This is a genomic window from Dyella jejuensis (assembly GCF_044904675.1).
GTDB lineage: Bacteria > Pseudomonadota > Gammaproteobacteria > Xanthomonadales > Rhodanobacteraceae > Dyella_B > Dyella_B jejuensis.
This window is the reverse complement of record NZ_JADIKJ010000008.1, coordinates 1-14,062: the sequence shown is the minus strand read 5'-3', so window position 1 is coordinate 14,062 and position 14,062 is coordinate 1. Positions and strand designations below refer to the sequence as shown.

At 65.3% G+C, this 14,062-nt stretch carries 17 protein-coding genes; all 17 read right to left on the bottom strand.

Annotated elements, in window-relative coordinates; all coding sequences use genetic code 11:
- Window positions 1-29: 29 nt before the first annotated feature.
- A complete protein-coding gene (gene fabG, locus ISP15_RS08075; protein WP_404546751.1) occupies window positions 30-758 on the bottom strand; it encodes a 3-oxoacyl-ACP reductase FabG in 729 nt (242 codons plus the stop codon).
- A complete protein-coding gene (locus tag ISP15_RS08070) occupies window positions 751-1,218 on the bottom strand; it encodes an ApeP family dehydratase (RefSeq protein WP_404546750.1) in 468 nt (155 codons plus the stop codon). The genes fabG and ISP15_RS08070 overlap by 8 nt, the downstream gene beginning before the upstream one ends.
- Window positions 1,215-2,405: a beta-ketoacyl-ACP synthase gene (locus tag ISP15_RS08065; RefSeq protein WP_404546749.1), complete on the bottom strand. Its 1,191-nt coding sequence runs from the start codon at window positions 2,403-2,405 to the stop codon at window positions 1,215-1,217. The genes ISP15_RS08070 and ISP15_RS08065 overlap by 4 nt, the downstream gene beginning before the upstream one ends.
- On the bottom strand, window positions 2,402-3,115 hold the full coding sequence (locus ISP15_RS08060) for a class I SAM-dependent methyltransferase (protein ID WP_404546748.1): 714 nt from the start codon (window positions 3,113-3,115) through the stop codon (window positions 2,402-2,404). The genes ISP15_RS08065 and ISP15_RS08060 overlap by 4 nt, the downstream gene beginning before the upstream one ends.
- On the bottom strand, window positions 3,112-3,573 hold the full coding sequence (locus ISP15_RS08055) for an acyl-CoA thioesterase (protein ID WP_404546747.1): 462 nt from the start codon (window positions 3,571-3,573) through the stop codon (window positions 3,112-3,114). The genes ISP15_RS08060 and ISP15_RS08055 overlap by 4 nt, the downstream gene beginning before the upstream one ends.
- On the bottom strand, window positions 3,563-4,531 hold the full coding sequence (locus ISP15_RS08050; protein WP_404546745.1) for a glycosyl transferase: 969 nt from the start codon (window positions 4,529-4,531) through the stop codon (window positions 3,563-3,565). The genes ISP15_RS08055 and ISP15_RS08050 overlap by 11 nt, the downstream gene beginning before the upstream one ends.
- The gene (locus ISP15_RS08045) at window positions 4,528-5,142 is read right to left on the bottom strand and encodes an ApeI family dehydratase (protein ID WP_404546743.1); all 615 of its coding nucleotides are present in this window, start codon (window positions 5,140-5,142) and stop codon (window positions 4,528-4,530) included. Before ISP15_RS08045 ends, ISP15_RS08050 begins: the two co-directional genes overlap by 4 nt.
- Window positions 5,139-5,684: a COG4648 family protein gene (locus tag ISP15_RS08040; RefSeq protein WP_404546741.1), complete on the bottom strand. Its 546-nt coding sequence runs from the start codon at window positions 5,682-5,684 to the stop codon at window positions 5,139-5,141. Before ISP15_RS08040 ends, ISP15_RS08045 begins: the two co-directional genes overlap by 4 nt.
- The gene (locus ISP15_RS08035) at window positions 5,672-5,941 is read right to left on the bottom strand and encodes a phosphopantetheine-binding protein (protein WP_404546739.1); all 270 of its coding nucleotides are present in this window, start codon (window positions 5,939-5,941) and stop codon (window positions 5,672-5,674) included. The genes ISP15_RS08040 and ISP15_RS08035 overlap by 13 nt, the downstream gene beginning before the upstream one ends.
- A complete protein-coding gene (locus ISP15_RS08030) occupies window positions 5,938-6,744 on the bottom strand; it encodes a lysophospholipid acyltransferase family protein (RefSeq protein WP_404546737.1) in 807 nt (268 codons plus the stop codon). The genes ISP15_RS08035 and ISP15_RS08030 overlap by 4 nt, the downstream gene beginning before the upstream one ends.
- Window positions 6,705-7,448 carry a beta-ketoacyl synthase chain length factor gene (locus ISP15_RS08025; protein WP_404546735.1) on the bottom strand — a complete coding sequence of 248 codons (744 nt, stop codon included), beginning with the start codon at window positions 7,446-7,448 and terminating at the stop codon, window positions 6,705-6,707. Before ISP15_RS08025 ends, ISP15_RS08030 begins: the two co-directional genes overlap by 40 nt.
- Before the next feature lie 223 nt (window positions 7,449-7,671).
- Complete coding sequence (locus tag ISP15_RS08020; protein WP_404546733.1) at window positions 7,672-8,895, bottom strand: beta-ketoacyl-ACP synthase; 1,224 nt, start codon at window positions 8,893-8,895, stop codon at window positions 7,672-7,674.
- A gap of 28 nt (window positions 8,896-8,923) precedes the next feature.
- Window positions 8,924-11,284 (bottom strand): MMPL family transporter, encoded by a 2,361-nt coding sequence (locus ISP15_RS08015; RefSeq protein WP_404546731.1) that lies wholly within the window; start codon window positions 11,282-11,284, stop codon window positions 8,924-8,926.
- Window positions 11,281-11,976 (bottom strand): LolA family protein, encoded by a 696-nt coding sequence (locus ISP15_RS08010; protein ID WP_404546729.1) that lies wholly within the window; start codon window positions 11,974-11,976, stop codon window positions 11,281-11,283. The genes ISP15_RS08015 and ISP15_RS08010 overlap by 4 nt, the downstream gene beginning before the upstream one ends.
- Before the next feature lie 152 nt (window positions 11,977-12,128).
- Entirely contained in the window at window positions 12,129-12,908 is a 780-nt protein-coding gene (locus ISP15_RS08005) for a glycosyltransferase family 2 protein (RefSeq protein ID WP_404546727.1), read from the bottom strand.
- Window positions 12,909-12,925: 17 nt separating this feature from the next.
- The gene (locus tag ISP15_RS08000; RefSeq protein ID WP_404546725.1) at window positions 12,926-13,183 is read right to left on the bottom strand and encodes an acyl carrier protein; all 258 of its coding nucleotides are present in this window, start codon (window positions 13,181-13,183) and stop codon (window positions 12,926-12,928) included.
- 282 nt (window positions 13,184-13,465) lie between these two features.
- On the bottom strand, window positions 13,466-14,062 hold a 597-nt coding region (locus tag ISP15_RS07995), incomplete at its 5' end, for a transposase (protein ID WP_404546723.1).

Sequence of the window (14,062 nt, the reverse complement as noted above, 5' to 3'; positions counted from 1 at the left end):
ACTCCTGGAAGGTAGAGATAACAGCCCGATCAGCAGAGCCCGCCATTCACGGCAAGCACCTGGCGCGTAATGTAGGCCGCTTCCGGACTGAGCAGGAACTGCACGGCGGCCGCGACGTCGTCCGCGGTCCCGGCGCGCTGCATCGGAATCATTTTCAGGATGTCTTCCAGCGGCAGATCCTCACCGGTCATGTCGGTATCGATCAGCCCGGGCGCCACGCAATTGACGGTGATCTTGCGCTTGGCCAGTTCCACCGCCAGCGCCTTGGCCGCGCCGATCACGCCGGCCTTGGACGCGCTGTAGTTGACCTGGCCGCGATTGCCGATCAGTCCGGAGACCGAGGTGATGCAGACAATGCGCCCAGGTTTGCGACGCCGGATCATCGGCATGATGATCGGGTGCAGCACGTTGTAGAAGCCATCCAGGTTAGTGCGCAGCACCTGGTCCCAGTCTTCGTCGGTCAGTGCGGGAAACGCGCCATCGCGAGTCAGGCCGGCGTTGCAGACGACGCCGTAATAGGCGCCATGCGCCTCCACGTCTGATTCCAGCACGGCGGCACAAGCGGGCCGGTCGGCGATATCGCATTGCAGGATGCGTGCGCTGCGGCCCAGCTGTTGGATCGATGCGCGCACCTGCTCGGCGTCGTCGCGCCGGCTGCGGCAATGCAAGGCGATGTCGTAGCCCGATTGCGCAAGGCGCAGGGCGATCGCGCGGCCGATGCCGCGGCTGGAGCCGGTGACGAGAACCGTTTCAGTCATGCGTGTTCGCTCCGGCGACCTGTTCGAAAAAGGTGTCCGCGTCAGGCGGGCGGTAGACATTCAGGCGCGCTTGGGCATGCATGCCGGGCGCGTCGATACGACAATGGAACACGCCCATGCCCTGTTCGTCATGAAAGGACCGCTCCGCATGCACGCGCAGTTCGGCGCCGGCCGGAAACGCATCGACACTGCAAGCGTAGTGCCGGGTGCCAAGCAGGAAACCCAATGGCACCGGCTGCTGCTGTGCGCGTGCGCGACAGCCGGCCCAGGCGGCAATCGCCTGGGCCATCAGCTCCACGCCGGCCCAGGCCGGCAAGCCGCCGTCGGCGTCCTGCAACAGGCCGCCCGGCTGTACGGTCTTCGTGCACACGATGCGTTCGTCTTCCACCGCTTCGATGCGGTCGAGCAGGATCATCTCGCCTGCGTGCGGCACGACCTCGGCGATCGGCCATGGCGTCATGTCGCGTCTCCGAGGATGAGCGCGGCGTTATTGCCACCGAAGGCGAACGAATTGCTCATCAAGCGGCGTGGACCGTTCGCAGGCAGGTGGCTGCCGGCCACGGCAAAGTTGAGGGCGGGCAGCGCCGGATCCGCGGCGCCATCCCACACGTGCGGCGGCAGGCGCCGTTCGGCGCGCGGATCGGTCAGGCTCAGCCAGCAGAATGCGGCTTCCAGTGCGCCGGCCGCCGCCAGCGTGTGGCCGGTCAGCGACTTGGTGGACGAACACGGTATGTCGCGTCCGAACGTGTTGGCGACGGCCACGCTTTCCATGCTGTCGTTGTGCTCGGTAGCGGTGCCATGCAGGTTGATGTAATCGATCTGCGCGGCGTCCAGCCCGGCATCGTGCAAGGCATGGCGCATGGCCTGCTGTGCGCCCGCGCCCTGCGGGTCGGGCGAGGACATGTGATAGGCATCCGAACTCGCGCCGCCGCCAAGCAACTGCACGGGGCCGGCCTCGCGCGTCATCAGGAACAAGGCCGCGGCTTCGCCGATGTTGATGCCACGCCGATGCCTGGAGAACGGATCGCAGCGGCGCAGGTCGATGGCTTCCAGGGCGTGGAAGCCATTGATCGCCAGGCGGCACAGCGTATCCACGCCACCGCATAGCACCGCATCGCATACCCCGAGCCGCAGCATGCGGCGCGCGCTGAGCAGGGCGCGGGCGCCGGACGTGCAGGCGGTGGAAATACCGTAGCAGGGTCCGGCGAGCCCAAGCCATTCGGCGAGGAATTCCGCCGGTGCCGCCAGTTCCTGATGCGCATAGCGATAGTCCGCCGGCCACGCGCCATCGCGGCAGTAGGCGCCGATACCGTGGGTGGCTTCCTCGATACCGGTGGTGCTGGTACCCAGCACCACGCCGATGCGCGCAGTACCGTAGCGTGCGATGGCGCCGCGGATATCCGCCTCGATCTCCAGCGCCGCAGCAAGCAGCAGGCGATTGTTGCGATTGTTCCGCCGCGCGATCAGCGTATCGGGAATCGGCGGTAGCGCTGCGTGCACGCTGCCAAGCGGTACCTGCTGGCCGGGAACCCAGCCGTGTTCGGCGCGGATGCCGCTGTCGTCAGCGGCAAACAACGCTTCGGCTACCGCAGCCTTGCCGGCGCCGAGATTGCAGATCACGCCCAGGGCATTGAGATAGGCGTTCATGCAGGCTTGCGCGCGGCAACATTGACCAGTGTTTCCTCGCGCTGCCCTGGCGGTGGCGGCGCGAGCCATCCCCAGCGCTCCAGCAGGCCGAAATCCTTGGAACGGCTCCACCACAAATATGGAAACGATACGTTGCCCGCCTCAAATGCGAAGCCCTGCTGGCGCAGCATGTCCAGGTATTCCTCGGCGCTTTTCTGTACCTCCATCGGATGGCGGAAAAACCAGCGGATGACCCAGGTGTCGATATACGCCTTGGTGGATTCGGCAAACAGCAGCCGGCCGCCCGGCTTCAGCACGCGCCAGAATTCGGCCAGCGCGCGCTGCTGTTCCACCAAGTGATGGAAAGTCTGGTGGCAGAACACGATATCGATGCTGCCATCCGGCAGCGGAATCCGTGCGCAGTCGGCAGTGTGCAGCTCCACGCGCACGCCCTCGCGCCCGGCCTCGGCGCGAGACAGCTCGATGCTGTGCGGATCGGCATCCAGGCCCAGCAGGCGCGCCGGCTGGAATGCTTCGCGCAACAGGCGGAACGACTTGCCCTGGCCGCATCCCACGTCGAGCAAGCTGCCGCCCTGCGGCAGCGGATCGCCGATCAGGCGCTTCAAGTCATTGATCGCCACGCGCAACACATGGTGCTGCCAGGTATGGCTGCGCAGGAAATGGAAACCGAGGCGGGTTTCCTCTACGTAAGTAGGGCTGGCGTAATTCATGTCGCAACCGGGCAGGATGAGGGTGGCGCAACGTCGCGCAGCCGGCGTTCGACCGCCGCGACGAATACATCGGGCGATACCAGCTGCATCTCGTTGCCGGCCAGCTTTACGGCAACTTGCACGCTGCTGGCGCGGGTAAGGCGCTGGCCACTGGCGGCATCCTGGATCAGGTAATGGATCAGCAGGCGGTTCTGCCATTCGACCAGATCGGCGCGCACCGCCAGGCGCTGGCCGAAACGCGCGGCCTGCACGTAACGCAACTGCAGTTCGATCACCGGCCACGCATAGCCCGATTCCTTCATCTGCGTGTAGTTGTGGCCGATGTCGTCGAGCAGCGCGCAGCGGGCCACTTCCAGGTATTTCACGTAGTGTCCGTGCCAGACCACGTTCATCGAATCGACGTCGAAGAACGGCACCAGCACTTCCACCGTGGTTTGCAAAACACCGCTAGTTCGCATCGGTGGACTCCGTCGCCGCTGGCTGCCAGTACGCATAGAAATTGAACCACTGCCGCGGCGCGATCAAGCACTGCCTGGACAGATGCTCGGCATAGCGTTGCACCCAGCCCTGGATGGTAGCGTCGCGCCGACCGCGCTCCCAAGACGCCATAGCGAGAAACGGATCGAGGTAGATGCGATAGCGGCCATCCACCTTCAGGCAGCACAGCAGGTTCACCGGACAGCGCAACAGTCCGGCCAGCAACCACGGGCCTTGCGGGAAAGCAGCCCGATGGCCGAGGAAATCCACCGTTACCCGGCGTCCGTCGTGCAAAGGCACGCGATCGCCGGCGATGGCCAGCCATTCGCCGCGTTCCACCCGTTGCGACAGGTCCAGCATCATCGCCGGCTCCAGCTCGCTGACCTGGATCAGTCGCATGCCCCGATCGCCGGCCTCGCCCAGCAGCCGATTGAACTGCGCTACGTGGCGATTGTGCACCAGTACGTTCAGCGGCACCTGTTCGCCCAGTTCGGCCATTGCGCGGCACACGTCCGGATTGCCCAGGTGCGTCACCACCAGGATTTCGCCGCGCCCGCCATGCTGGCTGCGCAACAGGCGCGGCCGGATGCCGGTCGGGTCCACCAACTGCACCTGTTCGAAGCGCAGGCGGCCGCGCCATACATCGAGGCGGTCGAGCAGGTTGTCGGCAAAGGCGATGAATTGGCCGAACACGCTGCGCAAGGTCGGTGGCGGCGAAGCGTTGCCGCTCCAGTCGGCAAGATAGGCCTGGTATTGCCGGATATTGCGCCGTGCGCCGCGCGCCGACGCGAAGAAATACAGCACGATCAGGTAGAGCAACGGCGCCAGCAAGCGACGGCCGAACACGCGCACGCTGAAGGCGGTCAGGCGCATCAAGGCGAGGCTGCCACGCTCCTTGTGCGTGGACCAGTGGCGTTCCGGTGCAAGCTGTTCGTTCATGCGGTGGCGCTCCATGCCAATCGACCCGAAGAATAAGCCTTTTCGCCATGGCGATAGGCAAAATGCAATGTGTGGCGGATTGCGTCGTAGCGCAGCGCCAGGTCGACGCGATCGCCGGGACGCAGCAGTTGCTGGAATTTCAGCGCTTCCATGATGTGGCAACGCGCGGGCGTATCCAGCCGCTGCGCCGCGAAGGCCAGCGCCCACGCAACCTGCACTACGCCGGGCAATACGGGCGCCCGCGGAAAATGACCGGGGAAATACACCAGGTCGAGCGGCACGCGCAGGGCCAGGTTCCATGCGCCTTCGTGCTGCTGTTCATGCAAGAGCAGCGCATCGCGCGGCAGCGGCGCTTGCAGTAGCGCATCCGGGCAGAGCGCAGCGGGCAGGCTTTCGAGCAGGCGCCATCGCCATGATGCGGCGTGGTGGCCCGCGTCGGCAAGATACGTGTGCAACCCATCGAGCAATGGCTGCCGGCCCAGCCGGCACAGCGCGTCGATGCCTTGCTGGCTGAGCACGATTACGGCGCCGTCACGCCCGCAGCGGGCGTCGTCGATCCAGGCGTGGGCGCACAGCCGTTCGGCGATGCCGGTGATTGGATCGCGGTTCACGCCGTTCCTCGCAAGCGCCGGCGCAGTAGCCATTCGCCGATGAAAAGCGTGCCCATGATGAAGTACACCAGCAGTCCGTTATAGAGCGTCCACCAGGCGAGCGGTGCCCACAGGGTTAGCGCCGCCGAGACCACGCCGTTGAACACGAAGAACGCCACCCACACCCAGGTGACCTTGCGCGTATAGGGAATCGCCGCATCCGGCAGGTCCGGTTCGCGCACGCGGGCAATGCGTTCGATGATCGGTGGGCCGTAAATCAGACTCAAGCCGAACGCGCATAGCAATAGCGCGCTGATCAGGGTGGGATACCAGCGCAGCAGCGCGGCTTCGCCGCTCAGCGCAAGCAGTGCGCAGTAAACCAGCGCGGCGCCGAGCATCCAGCGCCCGCCGGGTTGCCGCAGAAGGCTGGGGGCGCGGATCAGCCAGATCGCGCCGAGCACCAGCGCGAACATCGGCGGCGGTACGCGATCCATGCCGAAATACACCACGAAGGGATACAACACCCCTGCCAGCGGCAACAGCAGTGAAGTCAGTTTGCGCATGCGTCCCGCTGTGCCTGCACGAAGGCGGCGAGGCTGGCAACCGTGGTGAAATGCTGGCGCGCATCCTTCGAATCCGAAGCGATGCGGATGTCGTAGCGCTTCTGCAGCGCCAGCGCCAGTTCCAGCGCATCGACCGAATCCAGTCCCAGTCCTTCGCCGAACAGCGGCTGGTCGGGCGGAATATCGTGGATGGTGACGTCCTCCAGCTGGAGGGTATCGATGATCAGCTGGGTGATTTCCTGCTGCAAGGCGGTCACGGTGAAAGCTCCTTGAGGAACAGTTGGTGCAGATAGGCATTGAGCCGGCGCGAGGCGATCGGCGCGGCGGCCTGTGCGTTGAAGCATTGCGGCGAAATGTCCTGGCCCACGCGCAGCGTGACGCGCACGCGCCGTTGCGGAATGCGGTACCAGGGTTCTGCCTTGGTCAGCGTGGTGGGCTTTACATGGATGAACACCGGCGTGATGACCCGTGCGCCCCGCAAGGCGATCGCCGCCGCGCCCCGATGGAACACCGGCGCCTGGTCCGGCAAGGTGCGTGTGCCTTCCGGAAACACGATCAGCGTCTGGCCCTCACGCAATGCGTCGGCGGCTTGTTCCAGCATGTCGGGACTGCCGTTGTTGCTGATGTACTGCGCACGGCGTACCGGGCCGCGCGTGCAGGGATTGCGCCATAAACTCTGCTTGACGATGCAATTGGTATCGCGGATGTGCGCAATCAGGAACACCACGTCGATCAGCGATGGATGGTTGGCGATGATCATCTGCCCCGGTTGGCCAAGCCGCTCGGCGCCCACGAATTCGTATTCCAGCACGCCGCTGCGATACATGAACCGCACGTGCAGGTAGAACGCGCGGCTGATCGCCGCGCGGGCGCGACGCCGGCGCGTAACGGCATCGCCCGGCAGCAGGCCGAGCATAGGCAGTACGACCAGGCGCAACAGCAGGCCGCCCAGGCCGAACAGCACGAAACTGGCCCCGGTAGCCAGCAGCCGCCAGAGATAATTGCTGGCGCCGGAGCGCATCAGGTCATTCGCTGCCAGATCCATCGACGTGTCTTGCATGGATGTTCCAGGGTGTCGTCTGCGTGGTGCAGGGCGCGCACGAAATCCAGCGCGTGCGGCCATGCGCCGGTAGCGGAATCGTAGCGGCCGGGTTCCAGGCGCAACTGCCAGCATCCGCCGGCCTGCGTGTCGGTATCCGATGCGATTCCCCCTATTCGCAGTGCCAGAGCATACGAAAACGGCACGTCGTCGATCCACTCGTCGTAGGCGGCGGGCGGGTGTTCCTCGGCGATCACCACCAGCACCGATGGCGCGCCTGCATCCAACAGCATGGCGGCTTCCAGCATGGCATGTTCGAACGTATCGGCTTCGCCGGCGATGGCGACCGATTCCCCGCGCTGGCCGCGCAGGATCGACCATTGGCCGGCAATGGCGTTATGCACCGACAGGCCGAACTGGGTGGGCGACAGCGGCTGCTCGTCGGCCACTTCGCTGAGCATGGCAAACGTGCGCGGCGTTTCACCGTGCCGGGAGGCAAACACCAGCGGCAACTGTTCGTGCTCCGCGCACAACGGCCAGGCGACGTGCAAGGTCATGCGCGCAAGCCGGCTGAGCCGTCGCCGCTGCATCGCCGGCAGGAAATCGCACGCCGGTTGCGCATCGTCATCCGGCACGCGCACGGGGTGGCGCGCCCATGCCTGCCATGCCTCATCGCTGTCCAGGCCCGGTGCCCAGGCACGCCATTGTTCGATGCGGAAGTTCATCGCATGCTTTCACGGCTCCCTCTCCCTGTCGGGGAAAGGGTTGGGGTGCGGGACGGGTCGGGGCGCCACGCGGGCACTCCTGCCTTCGTCCGCTTGGTATACGGAGCAAAAGCAGCGAGTCGTGGCGCGATAATCAGCATCTTCGCGAGTACCCGCCCCTCACCCCGCAGGGGAGAGGGAGTGGATCGTCGTGCTTTGTCCGGGCAGCTGCGGTACCCGGCCATCACTCGCAGGCCCTGAAAATCAGCGAGGTATTGATGCCGCCGAACGCGAAGTTATTGTTCATCACATGCGTGGCGCCGATCGCGCGGCCGCTGCCGACGATGTAATCGAGTTCCGCACAGGCCGGATCTGGTTCGTCCAGATTGATCGTGGGTGCGAACCAGCCATCGCGCATCATCTGCACCGCCCACCACGATTCCAGCGCTCCGCAGGCGCCAAGCGTGTGTCCCACGTAGCTCTTCATCGAACTGACCGGCACGCGCGTGCCGAGCACCTGCGCGGTGGCGTGGCTTTCCGCCACGTCGCCGCGGTCGGTAGCGGTGCCGTGCGCGCTTACGTAATCGATGGCCTGCGGCGACAGCCGCGCGTCCTGCAACGCCAACCGCATGGCGGTAGCCATCGTGTCGCTGGTCGGCTGGGTGATGTGGTTGCCGTCGGAGTTGCAGCCGAAGCCGACCACTTCCGCGTAGATACGCGCGCCGCGCGCGCGGGCGTGCTCGTATTCTTCCAGCACCAGCGTGGCCGCGCCTTCGCCCACCACCAGGCCATCGCGAGCGCGATCGAAAGGCCGTGGCGTAAGGCTGGCTTCGTCGTTGCGCGTGCTGGTGGCGAACAAGGTATCGAACACCGCCACGCCGGGGCCGGAAAGTTCTTCCGCGCCGCCGCACAGCATCAGCTGCTGCTTGCCTTGCTGGATGCTTTCGTAGCCATAGCCGATGGCCTGGCTGCCGGAGGTGCAGGCACTGGAGGTAGGCAGGATGCGGCCCTTCAAACCGAAAAACACGCCGACGTTCACCGCAGTGGTATGCGCCATCATCTGCACATAGCTGGTCGCGGTGACGCCTTGCATCGAACCGGTCGCCAGCATGCGGCCCATCACCCGCACCGGCTCGATGCTGCCGCCGGAAGAGCCGTAGGCCACGCCCATGCGCCCGTCGCCAATGCCGGGGTCGCCATGCAGGCCGGCGTCGCGCAGGGCGCGTTCGCTGGCGGCAACCGCCAGCTGCGCGACGCGGCCCATCGAGCGCAGGTGTTTGCGCGGCCAGTCCGGCAATTGGAAATCATCGACCGGGCAACCCAGGCGGCTATTGAGCGAATCGAAGAAATCCCACTCCGGCATCTTGCGCACGGCGTTATGGCCCTGGCGCAGGCGTGCCTCGATGTGCGGCCAAGCATGTCCCAGCGGCGTGATGCCGCCCATGCCGGTGATGACAACGCGCTTCATCGGCGGATGCTCCGTGCGGAATGGATATTCATGCGCAAGTGGTTCGCGGTGCGCTGGCCGGGACCAGCAAGCCAGTGAAACCGATGCCCAGCAATAACGTAAGGCCAAAATCGCGCAGCGCCGGCATCGAACTGAAGGCGAGCAGGCCGAACGACAGCAAGGCGGTGATGGCCGACAGCAGCACGCTGGCATACGTGGCCCCAGGGCGATGCACGGCATGCGGCTCGCCCTCGCGCAGGAACACCGCGTAGTTGGCGCCAACCCCAAGCACCAGCATCAGCGCCATCCAGTGGAACAACGTGAGCGGCTGATGCAGGTAGCCAAGCATCGCAAGCGTAAAACCGATGCCCAGCACCGGCGGCGCCAGCACTCGCGGCACATGGCGCAAGCCGTAGCGCCAGCCGAACACCGGCACGATCAGCACGATGGCGGCGAGCAGCCAGAGGCTGGCGTAGCGGCGATAGCGGCCGAACAGTTCGGAAATGCCCGCAGGCTTGTCGACCAGCGTCACACCGGGCAGGCCCGCCGCGGCTTCGCGCAATAGCGCGCCGGTCGCATCGCCTTGCGGCAATACCAGTGCGGCGGCTCCGGCGCGTTCCTGCTCGCCCATCCACAGATAGCGGAACGGGGTGGCGATCGGGCTTTTCAACCAATCCGCCAGGGCCAGCGGCGTGCCGGGCCACGCCTGGATGAAGCGATCGATATCGGCATCGCGAAAACCGGCGCCACGCAGCCATTGGCGCATGCGCTGCGGCTGCGCGAACAGCGGCGCCAGCAAGGACTGGCTGGCGTGCTGTTGCTGCAGGGACGGCACCATGCCAGACAGGCCGAGCCAGCCTTGCAATTGTCCGGCATCCGTCATGCGTTGCAGGCGTTGGTCCAGCGCGGCCTCGCGTTGCAGCACCTGTTCGCCGTCCACACCCTGCACCAGGAAAAACTGGGTGCCGTTGCCGAGGCCGGTGATGTCGCGAATCTGCTGTTCCTGCGCCACGAGCGTGGCCGGCGGCGAAATCAGCAGGTGCACATCGTCATCGTGGCGCAGTTGGTACCAGCCCGGCATAGCCAGCAATAACGCCACCACGGCGAGCAGCGCGCCACGCCGGCCACCGCTCAGTCGCACGACGAAGCGCTGCAAAAATAGCGCGCCCTGGACGGAGGCGGTGGAGAGCGGCCGCGCCGGCCGCTGCAGCCATGCGGGCAGCAGCCAGAACACGCTCAGGCACGCCGCCGCCATGCCGGTCATGGCAAAACAGGCCATCTGGCGCAGGGCCGGAAACGGCACCAGGCCGAGCAGCGCATAGCCCAGCAGCGATGTGCCCAATGCCAGCAGCAGGGCGGGGCGCACTTGGCGCAGGCCTTGGCGCGGCTCCCATGCATCGCCGGCATTCGCGCGCGCGCTCAGGTACTGGATGGAGTAATCCACCGCCTCGCCCAGCAAGGCTGCGCCAAACACCAGCGTCAGCAAATAAATCTGGCCGAAGATCAGCACGCTTAGCGTGGTGGCGGCGATGATGCCCATGGCGGTGGACAGGAAGGCCAGCAACAAAGGGCCGGGCGAGCGGAACACGCCCAGCAGCAATAGCGCGATGCCGAGGGTGGAGATAAGCCCGACCATGTGCACATCGTGTTCTGCTTCGGCGCGTGCGGCGGCGGCGTAGAACAAGGCGCCGGTACGCAGGATGCGCGTGCCAGGCAGGTTATGTGCGAGCCGATGTTCGGCCTGCGCCAGCGCGCCCAGGGCACGTTGCTGGATGCTGTCATCGTAAGCGGAGCCATTGAGCGTGGCCGTCACCAGTACATAGCTGCGATCGTCGCGATGCGCGGTCAGCAGATTGTCTTCCGGCAGCAGCGGCGAGCGGCTCCATGGTTGCTGGTCCAGCCAGTGCTGCAACCAGCCGAACGGATCATCCTGCAAGCGCGTGCCCACGCCGGTGGAAAAAGGCTCGTTGATGCGTTGCGCCAGCGCCTGCGCGGGATCGTAGCCAGGTCGCGCCAGCGCCTGGCGGTCGGCATCGGTCAGTAGCCAAAAGCGATGCGCGAGATAGGGCGCGACCAGTTGCTGTACATCGAACGGAGGCAGTTCTGCGGTAACCGACGCGAATACCGGGTTGTCGGCCAGGGCGTGACCGAGTTGGCGTGCCGCGGCCTTGGCGCGTCCGTCATCGGCATTGCTTACCAACAGCACCACGCGATCGCCGTTGGCATGCGCCAGGCGTTGCGCGGCGACTTCCGCGAGCGGATTGCGCTCGGTTGCCGGCAGCATCGCCAACAGGTCGGTCTGGATCGGCGAGCGGTCGCGGCCAAGCAACAGCCATGCGCCGAGCAGGGCGAGCAGCAACATCGCCGCAGCAAACCCTCCCGCGCGCAGCCACAGGACGGGTCGCTTCATGGCAGGCCGAGCGCCTGCTTTTCCGGCGCGCTCAGCGGGCCGGCATCGCGGGTGTCGGTCATGCGGATATCGGTTTGCGTGCCATCCCGCATGTCGATGCGGATGCCGTGCAGGAACGCGCCACCGTCGAGCTGGATCTCCTGCAGCACTTGCGCCACGCGAGCTTGCCTGGGCGTGAAGTGCAAGGACCATTGCGCCGCGGTGCCATCCGCGCTCACGTTGAACTGGCGCATCACGGCATCGAGCTGCCCGGCCAGCATCGACTGCAGCATTTGCGAGATCTGACTGACGCCGCGTTCGTTGCGCACCGTTTGTGGATGACCGCTGGCATCGATGCGCAAGGTCCGGCTGCCGGTCAGCGCCAGGGTTTCCTGGTAAGGCTGCTGGACTTGCCACAACATGCCGTGCCCGGTCACGAACAACAGTTGTCCATGGCTTTCCTGCGGTTGCGTGAGGGCAGGATTGCGTCGTTGCTGGATAAAGGCGGCGCGGATGGCGGTGTGCTGGCCGAGTTCGCCCAGGACGGTGTGCAGCAGGTCGGGTGACGGGCTTTGCGCATGTGCGTTGAGGCAGCAAAGCAACCAGGCAAGCATGGCTGTAAAAAAAGAGCGCAGGCCATGCCCGCTGCCCCCTCTTCCCTCCAGGGAGAGAGCCGGGGTGAGGGGCCGCGGCTTGCGCGAATAGTGATACATGCCTCGCCGCTCGCTGCATGAAACCACGTGCCGCGCATCTTGCCGCGCATGCCTGTTGGCATGTGAACGTGCGCCTGGCGCCTCGCCCAGCCCCTCACCCCAACCCTCTCCCCGGAGCGGAGCGGGGGCTTTGACGTCGGCGGCGACAAGTTTCAGGCAATGCATGCGGTTCTCCGGCGTTTGCGCCACACCAGCATCGGCGCGCGCGGCAGCATGCCCAGCAACAACCGGGTGTGCATGGCGGAAATGCGCAGGTTGTCGTGCAGCATGCGGAAATGGGACAGGCCGTTTTCCGGATAGATCACCCGGGTGGGAAGATTGCGCACCGGTACGCCGCGCCATACCAGGCGTACCGCCACCTCGGTATCGAAATCCATGCGCGCGGGCAAGGGCGCGCGATCGATCTCGGCACACGTCGCATCCAGCGGATAAAGACGGTAGCCGCACATCGAATCACGCAGCGTGAACGACAGCGTTTCCAGCCATACGCACACATGCGTGACATAGCGCCCGTACAGCCGCGCACGCGGCACGCTTTCATCGTAGAGCGCCTGGCCGCAAATCAGCGCCTGTGGAGCGGTGCGGCCTTCGGCGAGAAAACGCGGTACGTCGGCCGCATCATGCTGGCCGTCGGCATCGATCTGCAGCGCATGGCTGAAGCCTGCATCGCGCGCCGCAATCAAGCCGGCAGTGAGCGCGCGCCCTTTGCCGCCGTTGCGCGGCAGGCGTATCAGCTGCACCTTCGGCTCGTTCGCCGCCACCGCCTCGAGCACGGCACGAGTAGCCGCGTTGCTGCCGTCGTCCACGATCAGCACCGGCAGTCCATGCACGCGCAGTGCATGCACCGTCGCGGCGATGGTGTCCTTGTGGTTGTAGATCGGGACCAGCGCGCAGGGCTGAAAGCTCTCTGCGGCGGATGCGAGGGCATGCATCGAGATGGCGCTTGCGTTCAGCGGGTCAGCAGCGCGCGAACGGCGGCCACTACATCGCCGACGGTCCGCACGTTCTTGAAATCCTCGGGCTTGATGCGCATGCCGGTCATGTCCTGCACCTGGATGGCCAGGTCGACGGCGTCGATGCTGTCCAGTTCCAGGTCGGTGAACAGATGAGTATCGGGCCTGACTCGCGAGGGGTCGATCTCGAAGGTCTCGCGCAGCACATCCTTCAGCCTGAGCAGGATGTCCTCGTCGCTGATCCCGGTTTCCATGATTGCGCTCATAACCTGCCAACTCGCCCGTGCCATCTCACATCCCTACCACACCCATCGTCGCCCGTGCACCGCCGCGGACAATGAAGCGCGGCAGCCCGATCGTGCGGGTGGTGAAGAGCATCGATCTTGTCCCATAACCCGCAGCGCGGGCCCCCTGAGCTTTGCCAATCCAGGCAACGCCTTACAGCACATTTTCTTGCGACGGGAGTCTATCAGAATTGCCTGGTTATCGCGTTTCGCGTCGTAAAAAAACGCCGGCCAGAGGCCAATGCCGCTCAGTTAAGCCTGAGCGGCATTTTTGCTTTTGATGGGGTATCGAGTTTTGCTCATGCAAACAGCGCGCGGATAACGCCGCTCCGAACGCCGTGGTGGAAGGATGAAGCGGCGGATGTTCTGACGCATGGCGCGAAGCTTGGCCGGCACACTACCCGGTGAGCGGGTGGTGGAGGTCCATAACCATTCGTCGATGATGTAGCGCAACGCCGTGGTGAAGCTGATGCGGCAAGGCGGCACCTTGGCTTCTTCAGCGATGCGGGTGATTTCCAGCCGGATCAAGTTGTACATCAACAGCGTGGCCCACAACTCTTGCGCGATACCTTCCGGATGCTGGCTGCGCAGCGTCATGGCCTGATGCAGCATCGCCGTCTTGATCTCGCCGTAAGCCAGTTCGATCTCCCAGCGCTCGTGGTACAGCGCAAAAATGTCATCGGCGCCCCAGCGTTGTGGATCATCCAGCGTGGTGAACACGGTGCGCGGTTGGCCATCGAGCTGGCGGGTGATGGCGCGCACCTCCCAGGTGAGCGGCAGGCAGGGGTCTTTCTTGCGCGCTTGCGGCGAGACGTTCATGCGTAAGCACACATCGCCGGGACCATGCGT